The organism is Erwinia sp. V71 (assembly GCF_965644245.1).
Lineage (GTDB): Bacteria > Pseudomonadota > Gammaproteobacteria > Enterobacterales > Enterobacteriaceae > Erwinia.
In genome coordinates, this window is record NZ_CBFFRK010000056.1 from 1 (window position 1) to 20,436 (window position 20,436).

General features: G+C 56.6%; 19 protein-coding genes. 10 read left to right on the top strand and 9 right to left on the bottom strand.

Annotated elements, in window-relative coordinates; genetic code table 11:
• Window positions 1-165: 165 nt before the first annotated feature.
• A complete protein-coding gene (locus ACSZO1_RS12895) occupies window positions 166-1,662 on the top strand; it encodes an anion permease (RefSeq protein ID WP_437613133.1) in 1,497 nt (498 codons plus the stop codon).
• 101 nt (window positions 1,663-1,763) lie between these two features.
• Here ACSZO1_RS12895 and ACSZO1_RS12900 read toward each other — a convergent pair whose 3' ends face one another.
• Both ACSZO1_RS12900 and ACSZO1_RS12905 read right to left on the bottom strand, forming a co-directional pair.
• Window positions 1,764-2,156, bottom strand: coding sequence for an antiterminator Q family protein (locus ACSZO1_RS12900; protein WP_437613134.1), 393 nt, complete (start codon window positions 2,154-2,156; stop codon window positions 1,764-1,766).
• A gap of 58 nt (window positions 2,157-2,214) precedes the next feature.
• A complete protein-coding gene (locus ACSZO1_RS12905) occupies window positions 2,215-2,664 on the bottom strand; it encodes a PerC family transcriptional regulator (RefSeq protein ID WP_437613135.1) in 450 nt (149 codons plus the stop codon).
• Window positions 2,665-2,989: 325 nt separating this feature from the next.
• On the opposite strand from ACSZO1_RS12905, the gene ACSZO1_RS12910 reads away from it, so the two are divergent.
• The gene (locus tag ACSZO1_RS12910) at window positions 2,990-3,625 is read left to right on the top strand and encodes a LexA family protein (protein ID WP_437613137.1); all 636 of its coding nucleotides are present in this window, start codon (window positions 2,990-2,992) and stop codon (window positions 3,623-3,625) included.
• A 284-nt stretch (window positions 3,626-3,909) separates the two neighbouring features.
• Window positions 3,910-4,719 (top strand): DNA/RNA non-specific endonuclease, encoded by an 810-nt coding sequence (locus ACSZO1_RS12915; protein WP_437613139.1) that lies wholly within the window; start codon window positions 3,910-3,912, stop codon window positions 4,717-4,719.
• A gap of 45 nt (window positions 4,720-4,764) precedes the next feature.
• Here the strand turns inward: ACSZO1_RS12915 and ACSZO1_RS12920 are convergent, their stop codons facing one another.
• The gene (locus tag ACSZO1_RS12920) at window positions 4,765-5,667 is read right to left on the bottom strand and encodes a LysR family transcriptional regulator (RefSeq protein WP_437613141.1); all 903 of its coding nucleotides are present in this window, start codon (window positions 5,665-5,667) and stop codon (window positions 4,765-4,767) included.
• Between the two features lie 141 nt (window positions 5,668-5,808).
• Between ACSZO1_RS12920 and ACSZO1_RS12925 the strand changes: the two genes are divergently transcribed.
• The 3 genes from ACSZO1_RS12925 to ACSZO1_RS12935 all read left to right on the top strand — a co-directional run bounded on the left by ACSZO1_RS12925 (window position 5,809) and on the right by ACSZO1_RS12935 (window position 9,446).
• Entirely contained in the window at window positions 5,809-7,230 is a 1,422-nt protein-coding gene (locus ACSZO1_RS12925) for a coniferyl aldehyde dehydrogenase (protein ID WP_437613143.1), read from the top strand.
• A gap of 48 nt (window positions 7,231-7,278) precedes the next feature.
• Entirely contained in the window at window positions 7,279-7,962 is a 684-nt protein-coding gene (locus ACSZO1_RS12930) for a type 1 glutamine amidotransferase domain-containing protein (RefSeq protein ID WP_437613145.1), read from the top strand.
• Between the two features lie 302 nt (window positions 7,963-8,264).
• Entirely contained in the window at window positions 8,265-9,446 is a 1,182-nt protein-coding gene (locus ACSZO1_RS12935) for a PLP-dependent aminotransferase family protein (protein ID WP_437613147.1), read from the top strand.
• Between the two features lie 92 nt (window positions 9,447-9,538).
• Here the strand turns inward: ACSZO1_RS12935 and ACSZO1_RS12940 are convergent, their stop codons facing one another.
• Window positions 9,539-9,760, bottom strand: a complete 222-nt coding sequence (locus ACSZO1_RS12940) for a helix-turn-helix domain-containing protein (protein ID WP_437613149.1) — start codon at window positions 9,758-9,760, stop codon at window positions 9,539-9,541.
• Window positions 9,761-9,979: 219 nt separating this feature from the next.
• On the opposite strand from ACSZO1_RS12940, the gene ACSZO1_RS12945 reads away from it, so the two are divergent.
• The gene (locus ACSZO1_RS12945; RefSeq protein ID WP_437613151.1) at window positions 9,980-10,249 is read left to right on the top strand and encodes a helix-turn-helix domain-containing protein; all 270 of its coding nucleotides are present in this window, start codon (window positions 9,980-9,982) and stop codon (window positions 10,247-10,249) included.
• Here ACSZO1_RS12945 and ACSZO1_RS12950 read toward each other — a convergent pair.
• Entirely contained in the window at window positions 10,188-10,898 is a 711-nt protein-coding gene (locus tag ACSZO1_RS12950) for an EAL domain-containing protein (protein WP_437613153.1), read from the bottom strand. The genes ACSZO1_RS12945 and ACSZO1_RS12950 overlap by 62 nt on opposite strands.
• 222 nt (window positions 10,899-11,120) lie before the next feature.
• Here ACSZO1_RS12950 and ACSZO1_RS12955 point away from each other — a divergent pair, with 222 nt between their 5' ends.
• The 3 genes from ACSZO1_RS12955 (at window position 11,121) to ACSZO1_RS12965 (ending at window position 14,493) form a co-directional block, all read left to right on the top strand.
• Window positions 11,121-12,056: an AEC family transporter gene (locus tag ACSZO1_RS12955; RefSeq protein ID WP_437613155.1), complete on the top strand. Its 936-nt coding sequence runs from the start codon at window positions 11,121-11,123 to the stop codon at window positions 12,054-12,056.
• A 124-nt stretch (window positions 12,057-12,180) separates the two neighbouring features.
• Window positions 12,181-13,398, top strand: a complete 1,218-nt coding sequence (locus tag ACSZO1_RS12960) for a sugar transporter (protein WP_437613157.1) — start codon at window positions 12,181-12,183, stop codon at window positions 13,396-13,398.
• Window positions 13,399-13,740: 342 nt separating this feature from the next.
• Window positions 13,741-14,493, top strand: coding sequence for a YoaK family protein (locus tag ACSZO1_RS12965; RefSeq protein ID WP_437613159.1), 753 nt, complete (start codon window positions 13,741-13,743; stop codon window positions 14,491-14,493).
• A gap of 46 nt (window positions 14,494-14,539) precedes the next feature.
• Here ACSZO1_RS12965 and ACSZO1_RS12970 read toward each other — a convergent pair whose 3' ends face one another.
• The 4 genes from ACSZO1_RS12970 to ACSZO1_RS12985 are packed head-to-tail and all read right to left on the bottom strand — an operon-like array spanning window position 14,540 to window position 20,417.
• Window positions 14,540-15,742, bottom strand: coding sequence for a pyridoxal phosphate-dependent aminotransferase (locus ACSZO1_RS12970; RefSeq protein ID WP_437613161.1), 1,203 nt, complete (start codon window positions 15,740-15,742; stop codon window positions 14,540-14,542).
• A gap of 36 nt (window positions 15,743-15,778) precedes the next feature.
• Window positions 15,779-18,175: an MFS transporter gene (locus ACSZO1_RS12975; RefSeq protein ID WP_437613163.1), complete on the bottom strand. Its 2,397-nt coding sequence runs from the start codon at window positions 18,173-18,175 to the stop codon at window positions 15,779-15,781.
• 44 nt (window positions 18,176-18,219) lie between these two features.
• Window positions 18,220-19,317, bottom strand: coding sequence for an ABC transporter ATP-binding protein (locus ACSZO1_RS12980; RefSeq protein ID WP_437613165.1), 1,098 nt, complete (start codon window positions 19,315-19,317; stop codon window positions 18,220-18,222).
• 5 nt (window positions 19,318-19,322) lie between these two features.
• Entirely contained in the window at window positions 19,323-20,417 is a 1,095-nt protein-coding gene (locus tag ACSZO1_RS12985) for an extracellular solute-binding protein (protein WP_437613167.1), read from the bottom strand.
• Window positions 20,418-20,436 lie beyond the last annotated feature (19 nt).

Below are 20,436 nucleotides of genomic sequence, written 5' to 3' on the forward strand. Positions count from 1 at the left end.
GATTCAGGCAACCGTCTGTGGTGTTTGCAGAGCTAAGATTGGCGGCTTAGCGTTGCACTTCGGAGTTGAATCCGCCGCTTAAAGAACAATTGACCAGCAGAGTTAAACCGTTATCCGCCCTGTGCGGAATACGACACGCATTCTCAATAACTGCAGAAAAATACTATGCCTAAAATATCGAGTAGTGAGCCCGCCACCGCGGCGGCACAACGTAAACGCCTGATATTGCTTTTCCTGCCCGTGCTTGTCGCCATCCTGTTATTACTGGTGCCGGTTCCTGAGGGACTGGAACCCTATGCATGGCACTTCTTCGCGATTTTCGTCGGCGTGATCATCGGTCTGATCTTCGAACCGCTGCCTGGCGCGGTGATTGGTCTGACCGGCGTCGTCGTGATCGCCCTGTTTAACCAGTGGCTGTTATTCAGCCCGGCAGAACTGGCGAACCCGAAATTTAAACCGGCAGGCGAAGCGTTTAAATGGGCGGTGAGTGGCTTTGGCAACTCGACGGTGTGGTTAATCTTCGGCGCATTTATGTTCGCTTCGGGTTACGACAAGACGCAGTTTGGCCGCCGCCTGGCGCTGATTCTGGTGAAATACCTCGGCCGTCGCAGTCTGACGCTCGGCTACGCCATCACCTTCGCCGACCTGCTGCTGGCACCGTTTACCCCTTCCAATACCGCGCGCAGTGGCGGAACCATTTTCCCGATCATTGCCAACCTGCCGCCGCTGTATGGCTCCAAACCGAACGACCCGAGCGCACGCCGCATTGGTTCGTATCTGATGTGGGTCGCGATTACCGCCGCCTGTATCACCAGTTCGATGTTCTTATCGGCACTGGCCCCTAACCTGCTGGCACTGGCGCTGGTGAAAAGTATCGTCGGCTTAGAGATCTCGTGGGGAATGTGGTTTATCGCCTTCCTGCCGCTCGGTGTGCTACTGATCCTCACCATGCCGTTACTGGCGTACTGGTTCTATCCGCCGGAAGTGAAGATTAATGATGAAGTGCCACGCTGGGCCAGCAGCGAGCTGGAGAAGCTCGGCAGCCTGTCGCGTCACGAGATCCTGCTGCTGGTGTTTGTCTGCTGCGCCTTGCTGATGTGGATTTTCGCTACCGCCTGGATTGAACCGGCGATGGCGGCACTGCTGGTGGTGGTGCTGATGCTGTGGACCGGGGTGCTGAACTGGAGTGATATTGTCAGCAATAAACCGGCCTGGAACACCTTTGCCTGGTTCGCCACGCTGGTGGCGCTGGCGGATGGTCTGGCACGCGTCGGCTTTATCAGCTGGCTGGGTAAAGAAGCCAGTCCGCTGCTGGATGGTATTCAGCCTAACGTTGCGGCGGTGATGCTGCTGGTGGCGTTCTTCCTGCTGCACTACCTGTTTGCCAGTACCACCGCGCATACCACCGCGTTGCTGCCTGCCGTGCTGACCGTCGCCGCCTCGATTCCGGGTATCAATATGCCGGTGTTCTGCCTGATGATGGTGACGTCGCTGGGCGTGATGGGGATTATCACCCCTTACGGCACCGGCCCCAGCCCGATTTACTACGGCAGCGGCTACCTGCCAACGAAAGATTACTGGCGACTGGGCACCATTTTCGGCGCAATTTTCCTCGGTTCAATGATGCTAATTGCCTATCCGTGGATGGTGATGATGTTCTGACCGGCATCACGCTGACAACGAACAGGGGCCGCAACATACGCTGTTGCGGCCCCTGTTTTACTGGCAGATACACTTACCCGTCGATCTGCAGGCTAAAGCGCTTAACGCCAGTGTTCGCTGATCTTTCTCTCCGCCCAGGCATCCATTTCCAGTTGCGCATCCATCATGGTCAGACAGCCTTCGACAAATCCCTCCGCCAGTTGCAGTCTGATGCGGATCATCCCTTCCGATACCTGCATTCTGCGCGCCAGCATACGTTTCGAAATGCCTTTAATGTAGTGGTCTTCAATCAGCTGATGCTCATCCGGGCGCTTCTGCTTCAGCTTGCCGACACAGGAATCGACAATCATGGCATCATCATCGGAACAGCTAAACCTGGTGGCACTCTCCGGCAGCAATCCTTTAAAACCCGCAGCAATCGATGAGTACCCCAGTTGCGGCTGAGTACGCGACCAGACGCCCCAGCGCTCTAATACCAGTTGCATATCACGCATCATTTTCCCCCACTCTCTTTTTCAACCCACTCACCCGCGATGACAGCAAAACGGCCAGTCAAAAACGCAGGGACGCCAGCGCCGGATGATCGGCTAACGTGACTTCCGCCATGCCGCCATCATTCAGTTCCGGGCGGTAACAATGACTGCGCTGAATGCAGTACGTGCTGCGTTCTGCCGCTTTACCGCGCAGACGCTCATCCTCCGTGGCATCCATCACTGCCAGCCACTGACGGGCAGCGCGCCGCCAGAGACATTTATCTTCCAGCTGCTCCGCCAGCCGCCGTAAGCGGCGGTACTGCGCATTTTTTTCCTGCGCCGCATCGGGCGCGATCAGGTACTGGTGGCCGGAAGTGACCTTAACACGGTCAATTAACTCCTTCTGATACAGTCCGGAAAGGATGCCACGCATTAACCCTGCCGAAATCCCCATCGCCTGTGCCGTGTCGGCCGCACTGCTCAGTGGGTTGGCGCGAATAAAGTCGATCACCTGTTCATCAATAGTCATGCGTGACAGTACCCCGCGGCTGGCGGAATGACTGTTTTTTTGAGTAAAATGCTCATGCGTTTATTACTCCACTCTGTTTAATAATCGCCGACGCCCGGCGCCGCTAACGCCGGGCGTCATCCGTTGATTCCTCTGCCAGTTCTGGCGCGCTTTTCGCGCTGCCGCCACGCCATTTCGCCGTACGGCATCACCATTACCTGATAACGGGCGTCCTTTTTCCTTTTCCATAGCCGCCTCATTATGCTAAGGTAAGTTTATTAAACACTAAACATTTCGTCAAGCATTTGCTTGTTTAGTGATTACTAATCACAATGGGAGGATGAACATGGTCGAAAACAGGCGCATGCGCCTCAAAGAGTGGTTTGCGGACAGAACGCTGCCCAGCAAAGAGAAGAGTTACCTGTCACAGCTGATGACGGGCAAAGCTTCTTTTGGCGAAAAAGCCGCCAGACGTATCGAAGAGAGCTACGGCATGCACAGCGGCTATCTTGATGAGCCTGCCGGGTATGATGTCGACAGCACCTCAAATGTCAGCCATAAGCGTCAGCACACGCCAAAAGGTCAGTTCCCGGTGATCAGCTGGGTCAGCGCGGGGGCGTGGTCAGAAGCCATCGAACCCTATCACCGGAAAAATATCGATCGCTGGTATGAAACCACCGCCGACTGCTCCGAACAGGGGTTCTGGCTGGATGTCAAAGGGGATTCGATGACCTCGCCCGTCGGGCTGAGTATCCCGGAAGGCATGGCGATTCTGGTTGATCCTGAAGTGGAGCCGCTGAACGGTAAGCTGGTGGTCGCCAAGCTGGAAAACGAGAACGAGGCCACCTTTAAGAAGCTGGTAATCGATGCCGGGCGCAAGTTTCTTAAGCCACTCAATCCGCAATATCCGATGCTGGAGATTAACGGTAACTGCCAGATTATTGGCGTGGTGGTCGATGCGAAGATCACCAATCTTCCGTAATCCGCAAAACATACCCGCCTGGCGCGGGTTTTGTTGTTTGCGCGACAGGCAGATGGCGTGAGTTTTTCTCAGTAAAGACTAAACCTGCGTTTTTTCTGTTTAGCATTTAACTGACCGGCATCTCTGGTTTACTAAACCCCACCGTCAGCAGGCGCGGCAAGCAGTCGCGCTTTTTTCTGCTATCCTCAATGCGCCATGCACGCTTCACCGCTGAAGGACGCTCCTTCTGCGGCGATAACGGCTGCGGCATCAATCTGTTCATTCAACATAAAGGAACTATGTCAATGAAGCTTCGTTTACTTCACTTACTGCCCATCCTGCTGCTGGCCGGCTGTGCGCCACCGCAAACGCCACAACCGCCGCAAACCATCACCCCGGAAATCTGCGCCGCAGGCTGCCCGACAGGCGGCAGCAACCAGACACTGGTGCGTGAGGCCTATGTGCTGAACAATAACGCCGGGACCAAATTCGCTAACTGGGTGGCCTATAAAGTCAGCAAAACCTCGCAGGCCAGCAACCGGCCGCGTAACTGGAAGCAGGACCCGGATCTGCCCGCTGACGATACGCTGGCACCCGCCGCGTACAACAATGCCAGCGCCACACTGAAGGTGGATCGCGGTCATCAGGCACCACTGGCCAGCCTGGGTAATGCCGACGACTGGCAAACACTGAATTACCTCTCCAATATCACACCGCAGAAATCGGCGCTGAATCAGGGGGCATGGGCCAGGCTGGAAGATAAAGAGCGGGTGCTGGCCAGTCGTGATGATATCGCCGTGGTGAATGTGGTGACCGGGCCGCTGTATGAGTATCAAACAGAAACCCTGCCGAATGCGCCTGCTGTGCAGATCCCGAGCGGCTACTGGAAAGTGATTTTCATCGGCGACAGTCCGGATAAAGGGGAATATGCGGCCTTTTTACTGGACCAGAATACCGTTAAAAGCGCCAGCTTCTGCGAAAGTCAGGTGACTGTCGCCACCATTGAAGCGAAAACCGCACCGCATCTGGTGATCTGGCCTGCCCTGCCCGCAGCGATTGCACAGCGAATTAAAGCGCAAAAAGGGACGCTGGCAGCTGCGCTGGGCTGCCCGTAAGCGACGCTAACCCCCGTGGCGTTTCGGCCTGCGGAGGATGCGCGATCATTCGCTATGGGGGTGGAGATTCGCCATCTGCCAAAGTAGTGTCTGTCTGGCATGCGCGATGCGCGGCTGACGCAGCGAACCGGGCTGCCAGATCAGACTATAGCGAATGGTGATATCGCCCACTGGCGCGTTCAGCGGCATCAGTTCACCCTGCAGGATCTGCGGCTGGCAGAGAAATTCAGGCATCACCGACCAGCCAAAGCCTTTGCACAGCAGGGTGCGCTGACCGCGCAGATCCTGCCCCACCATCGCGGGCAGTAATGACGGGTGCCTGATGCGGTTTTTTTCCAGCCAGCTGGCGGTCAGCGACAGCTCAAGATTGTAGGCCAGCAGCGGTTCGTTAAGCAGAGCGGCGGTGAAATCCGCGCTCTGATTAAGCCGCTGCGCGACCTGCGGCGACGCCACAGCCAGCACCCTGTCGGTAAAAATCACTTCACTTTTCAGCCGTGAATCCGTTACCGGATGCGCCGTAATCCCCAGATCGCAATGCCCTTCACTCACCATCTGCGCCACCAGCGGACCATCGCCGGTATGCATATGCACCCGAATCCCATTTTCCAGCAGCGGCAACAGCTCTCCGGCCAGTTTCTCCGCCATAAAATCGGCATGACCAATCAGTTGCAGCGTACCGCTGACATCCATTGAGCGCGCTCTGGCGGAGGCCAGCGCGGACTCCGCCGCGTCCAGTTTATCGCCAATATCCGCCGCCAGATCATCAGCCACTACCGTGGGCTGCACGCCGTGCGCCAGCCGTTCGAACAGCGGTCTGCCGACTGCCACTTCCAGCCCGCTGATATGCTGCGACACCGCAGGCTGCGTCAGATTAAGTGTCCTGGCAGCACCGGAAATCGAGCGCTGGCGATAAACTTCCATAAAGGTACGCAAACGAATCAGCGACATACCTGCCCCATAAAATTATTTATACCCCTGCCAAAATAGCGTTGTTAGCGCGATGAATCCAGCGCCTTTAAGCTGTGTCCCATACCGAATGCGCAGACCGCGAGCTGCGCCAGTCGCAGAGAACAGAACAGGAGCAGGACAATGATGAATTCACACCACCAGCAGGAACTGCAGCAGATCCTGCATACCATGAAACAGAACCACCTGCAGGCAAGCCCGGCATCCGCGGCGCTGCGTCGTGACCGTCTGCAACGCAGCGTTGCGCTGCTGCGTGACAATCATGCCGCCATCCGTGATGCCATCAGTGCAGACTTCGGTCATCGTAGCGGTTACCAGACGATGGTGGCAGACCTGGCGACGACCATTACTATGCTGAATGACGCCGCGGAACAGGTTGAGCAGTGGATGCAGCCTGAAGCTGTCGCGACGCCGGTAGCGGGTATGCAGGCCTGGATTGACCCGCAGCCGCTGGGCGTCATCGGCATTATCAGCCCATGGAATTTCCCGATTAATCTGGCCTTCGGCCCGCTGGCAGGCGTGTTTGCGGCGGGGAATACCGCGATGCTGAAACCGTCAGAACTGACGCCGAAAACCTCGCAACTGCTGGCGGAGCTGGTCGGCCGTTATTTTGCTGCCAGCGAACTGACCGTGGTGCTGGGTGATGCCGCTGTCGGCCAGGCATTCAGCGCCCTGCCGTTTGATCATCTGATCTTTACCGGCAGTACCACCGTTGGCCGCCATGTGATGCGCGCCGCTGCAGAACATCTGGTGCCGGTCACCCTCGAACTGGGCGGGAAGTCACCGGTCGTCGTCGATATTGATGCCGATCCGCTACAGGCGGCAGAACGCACACTGACGATTAAAACCTTTAATGCCGGGCAGATCTGTATTGCGCCGGACTACCTGATGCTGCCTGAAACCCACGAGCGCGCCTTTGCTGACGCCGCCGCAGCTTTCGTCGCACAGAGTTTCCCGACAGTGCAGGACAACCCGGACTATACCGCGATCATCAGTGATCGCCACTATCAGCGCCTGCTGCATTTGCTGGACGATGCCCGCGAGAAAGGTGTGCAGGTGATCAGTCTGGCTCCACGCGGCGAAGCTGATTTTGATGCACAGATGCGCAAAATTGCGCCGCATCTGGTGCTGGGCGTCACTGAAGAGATGGCAATTATGCAGGAGGAGATTTTTGATCCACTGCTGCCGGTAAAAACGTATCAGCAGGATCTCAGCGAAGCCATTCAGTACATCAATGCCCATCCGCGACCACTGGCGGCCTACTATTTCGGCAATGATCCGCACCGCCAGCAGCAGATGCGGCAGCAGACCACCTCCGGTGCACTGGTGATCAATGATGTGATGACCCATGCCTCCATCGACAGCCTGCCATTTGGTGGTGTGGGGGCATCCGGCATCGGCGCTTATCACGGCGTTCACGGCTTCCGTCGCTTCAGTCACGCCAAACCGGTGGTGATGCAGGATGAAGCAGGCACCACTAACCTGCGACTGCGTGCCCCTTATCAGGATAAAGCTGCCGCAGTAGCCGCTTTTTTTCATCAGTAACCGCGGGCATACCGACGTTTCCGGCATCTGACTTTAGAGGAATGAACAATGAAAATTTTAATGGTACTGACTTCACACGATAAACTGGGCAACACGGGCAAGAAAACCGGTTTCTGGCTGGAAGAGTTCGCCGCCCCCTATTATGCGTTCACAGATGCAGGCGCTGAAGTGGTGCTGGCGTCACCGGCGGGCGGACAGCCACCGCTCGATCCGAAAAGCGATCTGGCAGAGTTCCAGACCGCACTGACTCACCGGTTTAAAGCCGATCCCGCTGCGCAGCAGGCGCTGGCTACAACCGTGAAGCTGGACACCGTCACGCAGGATCAATTTGATACCGTGTTTTATCCCGGCGGTCACGGCCCGCTGTGGGATCTGGCGGAATCGACACAATCTATCCAGCTGATTGAATCGTTTGACCGTGCAGGCAAACCGATTGGTTTTGTCTGCCATGCACCGGGTGTGCTGCGCCATGTAACAGCTGCCGATGGTCAGCCACTGATCAAAGGACGTCAGGTCACCGGTTTCACCAACGGTGAAGAAGCGGCGGTGGAATTAACCGATGTCGTCCCGTTCCTGATTGAAGATGAATTTAAGGCACTGGGCGCAGATTACCAGAAAGGCCCGGACTGGGTGCCGTTTGTGCTGGAAGATGGCAATCTGATCACCGGGCAGAATCCGGCCAGTTCTGAAGCGGTAGCCAACGCACTGCTGAAACAGCTGCAGCGCCAGTAAAACCCGCGGGTGCCGCCGTCGCGTGGCACCCTTCTCACCCCGCCATATCTCCGTCCATCAGTCCGCGATCACCCTATGCTGTGGCAAACGGTGCCCTTCTCTGCTTAGCGGGTGTTAATAAGCGGTAAACGGTCTGTTTTTGTCATGAAAATATGCTACAAAAGCAGTCACGATGCCGAATTATTCGTACCGTCAGTTTTCTGTTACACAACCGGCTCAGGGATGGTAGGGTAACAGGCTTCCGCACAGACCTGAGACAGACAGCGTCAGTTATTTCATTCTGCACAAACAAGGTAAAAAAAATGCCCGATCAACGGCTCGCCGCACGAGCAAGTGGCCTTAAGACTTCAGCAGTACGTGAACTTCTGAAACACAGTAAACTCCCCGGTGTGATTTCTCTCGGCGGCGGTATTCCGGCTCCAGAACTTTTCGATAAGGAAGGTCTGGAACTGGCAGTAAGCCAGGTGATGTCTGGCAACTTCAACGATGCTTTCCAGTATGGTTTGAGCGAAGGTTATCCGGCGCTGCGCCAGTCCATCAGCCAGCTGTGCCATGAACGCGGTGTGAACTGTGATGCGGGTGATGTTTACATTACTTCCGGTTCACAGCAGTCACTGGATATCGTCGCCCGTACCCTGCTGGACCCGGATGATGTGGTGATTGTTGAACGTCCGACATATCTTGCGGCGTTGCAGGTATTCCAGCTGGCGCAGGCCAATATCATCAGCGTCGATTCCGATGACAATGGCCTGATCGTTGATCAGCTTGCCGAAGTAGTGAAAACCACCAAAGTGAAAGTCGTTTACCTGGTGCCAACCTTCGGCAACCCGGGTGGCACCGTACTGAGCGAAGAGCGTCGCAGCAAGCTGGTGGCGCTGGCAGAGCAGCATGACTTTATCATTATCGAAGATGATCCCTACGGTGAAATCAACTTCACCGAACATCGCTGGACGACACTGTATCAGCATGCGATCAACCAGGGCTGTCGCGAGCGAGTGATCTACACCTCGACGTTATCGAAAATTCTGGCGCCAGGCATGCGTATCGGCTGGCTGGTGATCCCGGAGTGGCTGGCAAGCAAAGCGATTGTCATCAAACAGGCGACCGATCTGCACAGCACCTCGCTGGCGCAGGCCATCACCGCGCAATATCTGACGCTGAACCGTCTGCCGGAACAGCTGACACAAATTCGCGATTTCTATCGTAAGAAATGCGATGTGCTGGCTAATGCGCTGGAAACCCATCTGGCCGACCATATCGAATTCAGCCGACCAAAAGGCGGCATGTTCCTGTGGGCACGCTTCCGTTACGATTTCGACACCACCGCGTGGCTGAAGAAAACACTGGAGAACGGCGTGGTATTTGTGCCAGGTGAAGCCTTCTTCAATGACAACCCGGACAAACGTACCTTACGTCTGTCTTATTCGACGGTTTCTGAAGCGGATCTGGTGACGGCCGTGGAAAGACTGGCGCGTTCGCTGTAATTCAGCGTATCGGACGGCGGAAAGTCACGGTGTGGCTTCCGCCGTTGTTTTATTCTGCAGCTGCTGTGGTTCGCGCAGTACGTCTGCGGGCATCACGCCCAGTCAAATAACACCCTGAGTTTTACGCCCAGCCCTTTCGCCAACACGTTAATCACTTCCAGTGTCGGGTTACGTACGCCACGTTCAATGCCGCTGATGTAAGTGCGATCGAGCCCGCACTTATCGGCGAACGCTTCCTGCGACATACCTGATGCCGTGCGAAGTGATCTGATATGCGCGCCAAACTGAGCCTGAATGCTGTCTGTCTTTTTCATCCGATAAACATGACCTGTTGATGCTTATCGAACCACGGACTATGAGTCACATAACACAAAAGAGTTACACGATCCTATAACCGCGTAGAGACAGAAAAAATGCCTTATTCATCACATAAACACAATTTGTTGATGCTTATAAGCATACGGACTATGAGTCACAAAAAGAATGTGCTACGGTTAGTTGTGACTGATAATCTACATCGGAGGTAGTGCAAAATGGCAAATGAAGACTGGGAAGTCAGCTATATCGTGACAGAGCTGAAAAGGCATGGTTATTCACTGGCAGCGATCTCAAGAACGGCAGGGCTGGCATCGCCAACCCTCGCCAATACCCTGTATCGTCCCTGGCCGAAAGGTGAATGGCTGATTGCGAATGCGTTGGGGGTTCATCCGTCCATTATCTGGCCGAACCGCTATAAGAATCTCAAGCAGGCGCGGTTGCCGCGGTATCCCCTTGCGGCTGGTGACGCTGCAAAAAATCCCTGAAGTCGCTGAGGCTCAGGGGGCGCGAGAAGTAAAACCCCTGAAAAGCAGTACACCCGAAGGTCTGCATCATTGACCACTGTTCTGGCGTTTCAATCCCCTCCGCCAGCACTTCCAGGTTAAGATCCAGCCCCATACGGGCAATGGAGCTGGCGATCACCGCCCCTTTCGGGCTATCGGTGGCACCCGCAACAAAACTACGATCGATTTTTATCTGCGCCAGCGGCAGCCGGCGCAGATAACTTAACGACGAAAAGCCGGTGCCAAAATCGTCCAGCGCGAAGCGGAATCCGGCTGCCGCCAGCGCATTCATTTTTTCCACCACCGCATCCATGTCAGAAGCAAAGACACTTTCCGTCAGTTCCAGCTTGATGCGTGATGACGCGATCTGCCCCCTTGAAGCGAGTCTGAGCATATTCTGCACAAAGTCAGGTTTCATCAGATGATCAACGGTAATGTTGATCGACAGCGTCAGATGCCGTGTAGCGGGGTCTTTCTGCCAGTTCGCCAGCTCTTTAAACGCCTGGGCAATCACCCAGTCACCGACAGCGGGCATCAGTCCGGCGCGCTGCGCATCAGGAATAAACGCGCCTGGCGGCACCATTCCCTGCTGCGGATGTTGCCAGCGCAGCAAGGCTTCCGCACCAGTCACCTCTCCGGCAGAGTTAAGGAAGGTGCGATTTAATCATTCAAAGTTCTGTTCATGACTACAATGATTGCCGTTCATCTATCGTTTTCAGTGTTTTGGGCGGTTCTTTGTTCATTTACCATACGATGACAGGACGAAAAAATGGTTCCCATCGAATTAATCGCACCTTCCTTATATCACGCCATCTTTTTACATTAGCGCATTGTGATTTTTTGAGATGTACAGATGCTGTCAACACTGACCGTTGTTTTGCCGGTTTTTGCCCTGATTTTTGTCGGCTGGCTGGCGCGTAAAACCAATATGCTGGGCGCGGGTGCGACCTCCGAACTGAACCGTTTTGTTGTCTGGCTGGCGCTGCCCGCGCTGCTGTTCGATATCATCGCCCATGCGCAATGGCGTGAGATTTTCCAGCCTGATTTTATTCTGGTCTCCGGCATCGGGATGCTGGTGATCTTCGCCCTCACTGTCGTTATCCGGCTGCGCGGCAACCGTCATCTGGCCGATGCGGCGATCGATGCACTGAATTCCAGCTACGCCAATACTGGCTTTATGGGCTTTCCCCTGGTGCTGGTGTTCCTGGGACAGGATGCAATGGCGCCGACGCTGGTGGCCACCATTCTGACCGTGTGTGTGCTGTTTGCCGTGGCGATTATCCTGATTGAAACCGGCCTGCAAAGCGAAGTGCGGAAAACCCATCTGGTGGCGAAAGTGGTGAAATCACTCTGCCGCAATCCGCTGCTGGTTTCCCCTGCTATCGCCATGCTGATCCCGGTCAGCGGCATTACGTTACCGCAGTCCGTTGATGTGTTCCTGAAACTGCTCGGAGGGGCGGCCTCCCCCTGTGCGCTCATTGCTCTCGGCCTGTTCCTTGCCAGTAAAACCCCGGAACGCCAGACCTCCGCCGGCAAAACAGTTGGCTTGCTGGTTACGCTAAAGCTGGTGGTGCATCCGCTACTCACCTGGTTTCTGGCCACCAAAGTGTTCGCCCTGCCGCCATTGCTGACCCATACCGCGGTGCTGCTGGCGGCGCTGCCCACCGGCACCGGACCGTTTATGCTGGCGGAATTTTACCGCCGGGAAGCAGTGATCACCGCCAGAGTGGTGTTGGTCTCCACCATTCTGTCGCTGCTCTCCGTCACCGCGTATCTGTCATGGCAATAAACACCGTTTATCGACGTGAAAACGGCTAAGCAAAAAGTGCGACACAGATCACACCAAGATTGAATTCTGTACAGGCGATTCTACAATCAGGCGCTTTCAAATTTTGTGCAGGCCTGAGGAGTCTATGTCCGCTACTTACGCTGTTTCCCGTACCACGGCATGGTCACGCGTTCTGACGCTGGCGGTGGCCGCCTTTATCTTCAATACCACCGAATTTATTCCGGTGGGCCTGCTGTCCGACATTGGCCACAGTTTCGGTCTCGAGTCGGCGCAGGCGGGGATTATGCTGACTATCTATGCGTGGATTGTCGCGCTGATGTCGCTGCCGTTGATGCTGCTGACCAGCCGTGCCGACCGCCGGGTGTTGCTGATCGGTATCTTCAGCCTGTTTACCCTCAGCCATCTGATGTCGTACTTTGCGTGGAGTTTTGACGTACTGTTGCTCAGCCGCGCAGGGGTCGCGCTGGCGCATGCGCTGTTCTGGTCAATTACTGCCTCAATGGCAGTGCGGCTGGCACCTGCAGGCAAACGTGCGCAGGCGCTGGGATTGATTGCCACCGCGACCGCACTTGCCTCGGTACTGGGCCTGCCGCTCGGCAGGATTATTGGTCAGGCGTTTGGCTGGCGCGTCACCTTCCTGCTGATTGGTGCCAGTGCGTTTGCCCTGCTGTGGCTGATTGTGAAGATTATTCCGCAGGTTTCATCAGAGCAGGCGGGAACCATCAAGAGTCTGCCCGGTTTGCTGCGCCGTCCCGCACTGACCGGCTTATATCTGCTGGTAGTGACCATTGTCACCGCGCACTTTGCCGCGTTTACCTATATTGAGCCGTTTGTGCAGAACGTTGCCGGTTTCAGCCACGGCTTCGCCACGCTGTTGTTACTGGTAATGGGAGCTGCTGGCATTATTGGCAGTGTGCTTTTCAGTAAACACGGTAATAAACATCTTTCATCGTTGCTGATCGCGTCCATCGCCGTCATTACCCTGAGCCTGTTACTGCTGCTCCCGGCTTCAGGCAGTGAAAGCGCGATGGTGTTGCTGTGCCTGTTCTGGGGGACGGCGATGATGATGGTCGGGATGGCGATGCAGCTGAAAACGCTGACACTGGCATCCGATGCCACGGATGTGGCAATGGCAATGTTTTCCGGCATTTTCAACATCGGTATCGGCGCGGGCGCACTGCTGGGCAATAAAGTCAGCCTCGATGTTTCCATGTCGGCGGTGGGTTATATCGGTGCGATTCCTGCTGCTCTCGCGCTGATCTGGGCGGTAACCTTGCTGCGTAAATGGCCGCAGGCAGACACCACGGCGGATGAGCACGGTGTGGCGACGGAAGTGAAATAGTGGCAGTCGTGAGTCCGCTCTTAGCAGAGCGCCATATATATCAATGAATAACGAAAGAATCAGGCTGCCAGTGCTGTTTTTCTTTGTCCATCAATTTGCCCGTGGAGGGGACACAGCCTCTGCGACTACAGGGCGGTCCTCGCGCCACGCTGCGCGCGGTGCCTTCGGTTCCGGCATCGCGCCGACGGACCGGCCAGACCGGGGGAACCGTCAGGCTGCGCAGGGCACTGGCAGTCATACCCCTTTTTACTTAACCTGACCTGCCGTTAAGAAATCCTTAAGAAGCTTCTGCTGTAATGAATGATGTCGTGCCACGTCATCGTTTACAGAAGGAGTACTGCTGTGCTGATTAAACATAAACGTGCCAGAACCCATACTGAAGACCGCCATCTGGCCCTGTGGCTCGCTACCACAGCGGGACTGCTCAATGCCATGGTATTAAGCGCCTTTGGTATTTTCCCCTCGCATATGACCGGTAATGTCTCGCAGCTGTCCAGTGAGATCTCCTATACCGATATCAATCATCTGCAGTTTTTTGCTTATCTGATTCTCTGTTTTGTTGGCGGCGCAACGCTGGCACGGCTGGCGGTGATTATTGGTTTGCGCAATAACTCAAGGACGATCTACTGCTTCGTGCTGCTGTTTGAAGGCATCGTGTTAACGCTGACCGCGCTGTATGAACTCTATTATCACTCTCCAGCCAGCAACTGGCAGATCATCTCCCTGCTCGCATTTCTGATGGGGGTACATAACGCCACCTCAACCCAGCTGTCCAATGGTCGTGTGCGTTCGACGCATGTCACCGGCACCTTAACCGATGCCGGAATCTCGCTGGGGTCGGTACTGGCCGCGTTGCTGCGCCGCGATCCGTCGAAAGATATCCGCTCGCTGAGCAGCCAGTTCAATACCCATCTGATTACCATCACCTCGTTCCTCGGCGGTGGCGTGCTGGGATTGTTGCTGTTCCGCTATTTCGATTTCCGTGCGATGACGGGCGTCGGTGTGGTACTGATGACGATAGCGATTGTCTCTATTGCTGCCACCGTGGTGCGCGTAAAAAAACGCCGCGGCGCGTTGCAACGTTCCGGGGTATAGCATCCGGCCTGCCCGCCACCTTCGCGGGCAAGCCCCTGCACCCTGCTCAGCGCAGCGTTTCCACTGACATCGCAATGCGGCGGCAGGCTTCGTCAAGCTGCGCAGTTGACGAGGCGATGGAGATACGGAAGTAAGGAGATAAACCGTATGCCGCTCCCGTCACCGTCACCACGGCAGCGTCTTCCAGCAGATAATTCACCACATCGCTGTCACTGGCGAGAGTCACGCCTGCTGCCGTGGTACGCCCGAGGATGCCGGCGCAGTTGATATAGATATAGAACGCACCCTGCGGCGGAATCGCCGTTAAACCGGGAATACTGGCAATATGTTCCAGCACCCGGTCACGCCGCTGCTGATAGTCGCTGGCTCGTTCCGCGAGATATCCCTGTTCGCCATCCAGCGCCGCAATCGCCGCCGCCTGGCTCACCGAGCAGCTCGATCCCACCATCTGCCCCGCCACTTTCGCCATCCCTTTGGTTAACGCGGCAGGCGCAGCAGAATAGCCGATACGCCAGCCGGTCATGGCATAGCCTTTGGACGCGCCATTCAGCGTCACCACCCGATCGCGCAACTGCGGTGCGGCTTCGAGGAAAGAGACAAACGGGGTCTGATCAAACACCAGATACTCGTAAATCTCGTCACTTAACACCATTAACTGCGGATGACGGGCAATCACCTGCCCGAGCGCAACCAGTTCTTCTTTGCTGTACACCGAGCCGGTCGGATTACCCGGCGAATTCAGCAGCAGCCAGCGCGATTTGGCGGTAATCGCCGCCTCCAGACTGGCGGCATCCAGCTTCAGGCCATACTCTGCGCGCGTCTCTACCGCCACCGGCACACCGCCGACCAGTTTCGCGATATCAGCATATGACACCCACGATGGCGCGGGAATAATGATCTCATCGCCAGGATTCACCGAGGCCATCAGCACGGTGGCGATAAGACTTTTCGCCCCCGGCCCGACCATAATTTCATCAAGAGAAAACTGTAAGCCGTTATCACGGGCAAACTTGCGGATAATCGCCTCACGTAACGCCACCGTACCACGCACATCGGTATAAGTGGTCTGGCCGCTATCCATCGCGGCTTTGGCGGCGGCGATAACATGAGGCGGCGTAGGGAAATCCGGTTCTCCGGCCGCCAGCGAAATCACATCGATTCCTGCCGCTTTCATTTCCCGCGCTTTTTGCGACGCCGTCACGGATGCTGATGCTTCAATACTGTCGACCAGTTCACTGGTGTAGTTCATCTTTAGGCTCCTGAAGGTGGAAAAGGCTGATGAACGTTACGCACTGGCAGGAATGCCTGCCGCCATCGGTGGAATCGGTGACACCGGCACGCCGTCACGTTCAAATGCGGCGATATTGCGCAGAACCAGCGCAATGCCGGAACGCTGGGTTTCAATGGAGACACCTGCGGTATGGACGGTCAGCACGGTTCTGTCGGACTGCAGCAATCCCTCGGGGATAGCCGGTTCCGTCTCATAGACATCCAGCCCGGCACCACAAATCACGCCGTTTTCCAGCGCTGCGATCAGGGCTTCGGTATCGACAATGCTGCCGCGTCCGACATTGACCAGATAGCCCTGCGGCCCCAGCGCCTGCAGCACCGGGGTATTCACCGCATGCCAGGTTTCTTTGCCGCCAGGCGTGCAGCAGACCAGGAAGTCGACCTCCTGCGCCAGCGCTTCCAGCGAATTGAGGTACTGGTACGGTAGCTCCGGCTTGACGCTGCGGCTGTGGTAATACACGTCAAGATCGAAGCCCCGCGCACGGCGCGCAATGGCTTCACCAATCTGCCCCATACCGTAAATGCCGATTTTTTTCCCGGCGAGCATCGGGAAAGGCAGCAGGTCAGTTCGCCAGCGTTTTTCCCGTGCCTGACGGTCCTGCTGGCTGATGCCACGCACCACATCCAGCAGCAGACCCATCGCCTGATCGGCCACGCAGGCGGCGTTATTGCCCGCGCCGTGAGAAACATAAATCCCGCGCGCACGCGCCGCCTCAAGGTCAACGTTTTCAAAGCCGGTGCCCGCGCAGCAGATCAGGCGTAATGCGGGCATCATGCGCATCTGACTGGCGCTGACGCCGGTAAATCCGGTGGTCACGACATATTTCACCCGCTGCAGGGCCGCCTCTGGCACCGACTCCAGCCCTGAGGTGGCATCATGGACAATGGCGTATTGCCGCATCATCTCCAGATAATCCGGCGCGTTATACATCATGATGACTTCGGGTTTGCTGCTCTGATTCATTGCTGCTGACTCCATAACAGGTGAAGCGGGTTTGGCGGGCCGCGGCTGGCGACCACGTTGACGAAAACTGCACAAGGCGGCGATGGCGGCAAATGCGGTGGCAGCGATACCACTCAGATGCAGTGCCTGGTGTAAATCCGCCATCAGCAGCATCGCCGCCACGGCGCTGCCTGACGACTGACCGACGACGCGCGCGGTGCCAAGGCTGCCGCTGGCGGAACCGGAACGGCCCTGCGGCGCGGATGAGAGCATCTGGCGGTTGTTCGGCGTCTGAAACACGCCAAAGCCCAGCCCGCAGAGGATTTGTGACACGGTGATGATGGTGGCTGAACTGTCGGCGGCAAGAAAAGCCAGCATGAATACGCCGCAGCCAAATATCGCCAGCCCCGCCACACACAGCTGTTTTGCCGCAAAACGCTCCAGCAGCACGCCGGAGAGCAGCGCCGCCAGCATCGCGCTGGCAGGCCAGGCCGCCAGTAACCAGCCAATATCGGCCGCGGAACGCCCGGTGACATGCAGCAGCCAGAATGGCAGCACCGTCAGCACAATGATTTGCGCGCAGAAGCCGCAGACCGAGGCAAATACCGCGCCGCGAAATGCCGCGATACCGAACAGATCCAGCGGGATCAGCGGAACCGATCGCTTCCTTTCACGCCGGATATACAGCAGCGCCACACCGATACCGGCGGCGATCATCATCGCCGCATGCTCAGCACGAATATTCATCGCGCTAAAGTTCAGCCCGCTGGTAACAAGAGTAAAGGCGGCAATATGCAGACTGACGCTAAGCCATGACAGACGATGGCGCGCGCGCTGGGTGTGCGGGATCGCCCGGAAGCCGATGGCGAACGCCAGCAGGCAAATCGGCACGTTGACCAGAAACAGCCAGTGCCAGCTGGTAAATGAGAGAATCGCCGCGGCCACCGGCGCCCCCAGCGCCATTGAGGTGCCCGCGACAAAGGCATTCAGCCCAAGACCACGGCCAAAATGGCGTTGCGGATAGACAAACCGTAAAATCGCGGTATTGACGCTTAACACCGCCGCGGCGCCGATGCCCTGCACAAAGCGCCAGACAATCGCGCCCACCACGCCGTCAGACAGCGCAATCATCAGTGACGACAGCGCGAAGATCACCAGCCCGGGCAGATACACCCGGCGGTAACCTAAAATTTCTCCCAGCCCGGCCAGCGGCAGCAGGCCAGCGATCATGGCAATCTGATACGCCGAGACAATCGCCACCGAATAGCCCGGCGCAATATGCAGAGCCTCCGCCATCCCCGGCAGGGCGACATTGACAATACTCATGCCCATCGACGAAGCAATCGTCACCAGGGTGATAGTGAAAATCGCCAGCAGGCGGGGATACAGACGTAAGCCGTCCTCAGGCACATCACTGTGCCTGCTTAAAACAGAGTTCAGCTGATTCATTTTTTCGCTCAGGAAGTGCCCGGCACTTCAGAACAGTTTGCTATTTACGCATCCGGTAACAGATGGGCACCATCGGTATGCCAGCTGGCGATCACCGCGTTTCCCGGCAGAAAGGTGTTATCCATTTTTCCGCCGGTACGATTAGGCACATACGCCAGTAACGGCTGACCGTTGTTTCTGCGCATGCGGATATGGGTGACCTGTCCGCGGTAGATCACCTCTTCGATTTTTGCCTGCGTCCAGTTATCCGCCGGTGCGGCGCAGTCCTGCGGCTGAAGCGTCACCGCCTCAGGGCGGACAATAAAGGTCACTGCATCCGCTAACGCTGCCGGGCCGTGATGACGCAGCTGACCGCCGCCATCCAGCACGATCAGGTCGGTTTCATTTTCGCGCTGCGTCACCTTGCCGGTTAAGAAATTCGATGCACCAATAAAGTTGGCGACAAAGGCATTGGCCGGACGCGAGTAGATCTCTTCCGGCGTCCCCACCTGCTCCACCCGCCCCTGATTCATCACCACGATTTGATCCGCCATGGTCAGCGCCTCTTCCTGATCGTGAGTGACCAGCACCGTGGTGATCCCCAGCCGCTGCTGCAGCTGACGGATTTCCATCTGCATCGATTCGCGCAGCTCTTTATCCAGCGCGCCCAGCGGCTCATCGAGCAGTAACAGCGACGGCTCAATCACCAGCGCACGCGCCAGGGCGATACGCTGCTGCTGACCGCCGGACAGCGCCGACGGTTTACGGTCGGCGACATGCGCCAACTGCACCAGCTCCAGTGCCTCTTTCACTTTTTTGTCGCGTTCAGCGGCTTTCACTTTTTTCATCTTCAGACCAAACGCCACATTTTCCGCAATCGTCATATGCGGAAATAAGGCATAGCCCTGAAACAGCATGCCGATATTGCGCTTGTGCGCGGGCTTCTCGGTGACGGTCATCCCGTCAATCACCACATTGCCTTCGGACGGTGTCGTCAGCCCGGCAATCATGCGCAGTGTGGTGGTCTTGCCGCAGCCCGATGGCCCGAGAAACGCCACCAGATCGCCCTGCTTTACGCGCAGCGTAATGTGTTCCACCGCCACGGTGCTGCCATAGGTTTTTTTCAGACCAGACAATGCCAGATCGGATCGATTACTCATCATCAGCCTCACAGGAAGGTTTGGTTAAATTTGTCGATGATTGCGCTGCGTTTTGGATTGATAAACGTCCAGTCGAGATTGATCATCTTCGCCAGGCTCTCTTCATCGGTTTTCACCAGCTTCGCCACGTCGTCAGACAGCGTAATGCCCGGCACCACCGGCGCCGTCAGCGTCGCTTCCGCCATCAGTTTTTGCACCTCAGGCGACAGGATGTAGTTAATAAACGCCGCGCCTAATTCCGGCTCCGGGGCGTTATTCACCAGCGTAATGGCATTCACCCCGGCGAAGTCGCCCTCTGTTGGGCTCATCATCTCCAGTGGTGCGCCTTTGACGATATACGGCAGGATCGATTTGGTATGGTCCGGGCCACCGATATCCGCCTGCCCCTGCACAATTTGCAGTACCGCGGAACCTGGGTTTTCATGGATGCTGAACACATTCGGTGCCAGCTCCGCCATACGTCCCCAGGCTTCATCAATATGGTATTGCGCTTCAACGGGTGGCTTGCCGGTCACCTGGCTGGCGGCCATGGTTAATACCGCGACAGAGTTTGTCCACTTTGGCGTGACCATAATGAAACGCTTTCTGAACTTCTCATCCCACAGATCCTGCCAGCTGGTGGGACGCTCTTTCGCCAGCGCCTGAGTGTTGTACCAGGGAACAATGCGGGAGATGGAAAACGCTGCGCCAAAGCCCTCTTCGTAAACGTACTGCTTAAACACCTTCGCCAGGTTCGGCACCCGGTCAGGCGGCAGCTGCGCAATCAGGCCTTCACGTTTGGCAATCGGGATCGCCATATCGTCCATCATCGCTACCGATAATCTGGGGTGGTTTTTCTCGCTGCGCAGGGTGGCGATGGTCGGCAGGGTACTGGTCTGGCTCTGGAACACCTTGCAGCGAAACGCTTTCTCAAACGGCGGGATGACTTCGTTGGCAATCACTTCACCCTGCACACCGGTGTAGGTACTGACATACAGTGATTTGCCCGCTGCCCACGCATTGTTGCTGCGTAACACCATGGGGGCCGCCAGCATTGCGCCAGTTCCCAGCAGAAATGTGCGGCGTGACAGCCCTGTGCTTTTCTTATCTTTAACATCAGTCATAAAAAAACTTCCTGGTTAA

Excerpts from the sequence above, each read along its gene's own strand:
- ACSZO1_RS12915 (WP_437613139.1), top strand. The coding sequence starts at position 3,910 with ATGAAGCTTCGTTTACTTCACTTACTGCCCATCCTGCTGCTGGCCGGC.
- ACSZO1_RS12975 (WP_437613163.1), bottom strand. The coding sequence starts at position 18,175 with ATGAATCAGCTGAACTCTGTTTTAAGCAGGCACAGTGATGTGCCTGAG.
- ACSZO1_RS12895 (WP_437613133.1), top strand. The coding sequence starts at position 166 with ATGCCTAAAATATCGAGTAGTGAGCCCGCCACCGCGGCGGCACAACGT.
- ACSZO1_RS12955 (WP_437613155.1), top strand. The coding sequence starts at position 11,121 with ATGCTGTCAACACTGACCGTTGTTTTGCCGGTTTTTGCCCTGATTTTT.
- ACSZO1_RS12985 (WP_437613167.1), bottom strand. The coding sequence starts at position 20,417 with ATGACTGATGTTAAAGATAAGAAAAGCACAGGGCTGTCACGCCGCACA.
- ACSZO1_RS12905 (WP_437613135.1), bottom strand. The coding sequence starts at position 2,664 with ATGACTATTGATGAACAGGTGATCGACTTTATTCGCGCCAACCCACTG.
- ACSZO1_RS12935 (WP_437613147.1), top strand. The coding sequence starts at position 8,265 with ATGCCCGATCAACGGCTCGCCGCACGAGCAAGTGGCCTTAAGACTTCA.
- ACSZO1_RS12980 (WP_437613165.1), bottom strand. The coding sequence starts at position 19,317 with ATGATGAGTAATCGATCCGATCTGGCATTGTCTGGTCTGAAAAAAACC.
- ACSZO1_RS12945 (WP_437613151.1), top strand. The coding sequence starts at position 9,980 with ATGGCAAATGAAGACTGGGAAGTCAGCTATATCGTGACAGAGCTGAAA.
- ACSZO1_RS12970 (WP_437613161.1), bottom strand. The coding sequence starts at position 15,742 with ATGAACTACACCAGTGAACTGGTCGACAGTATTGAAGCATCAGCATCC.
- ACSZO1_RS12925 (WP_437613143.1), top strand. The coding sequence starts at position 5,809 with ATGATGAATTCACACCACCAGCAGGAACTGCAGCAGATCCTGCATACC.
- ACSZO1_RS12910 (WP_437613137.1), top strand. The coding sequence starts at position 2,990 with ATGGTCGAAAACAGGCGCATGCGCCTCAAAGAGTGGTTTGCGGACAGA.
- ACSZO1_RS12940 (WP_437613149.1), bottom strand. The coding sequence starts at position 9,760 with ATGAAAAAGACAGACAGCATTCAGGCTCAGTTTGGCGCGCATATCAGA.
- ACSZO1_RS12900 (WP_437613134.1), bottom strand. The coding sequence starts at position 2,156 with ATGCGTGATATGCAACTGGTATTAGAGCGCTGGGGCGTCTGGTCGCGT.
- ACSZO1_RS12960 (WP_437613157.1), top strand. The coding sequence starts at position 12,181 with ATGTCCGCTACTTACGCTGTTTCCCGTACCACGGCATGGTCACGCGTT.
- ACSZO1_RS12930 (WP_437613145.1), top strand. The coding sequence starts at position 7,279 with ATGAAAATTTTAATGGTACTGACTTCACACGATAAACTGGGCAACACG.
- ACSZO1_RS12920 (WP_437613141.1), bottom strand. The coding sequence starts at position 5,667 with ATGTCGCTGATTCGTTTGCGTACCTTTATGGAAGTTTATCGCCAGCGC.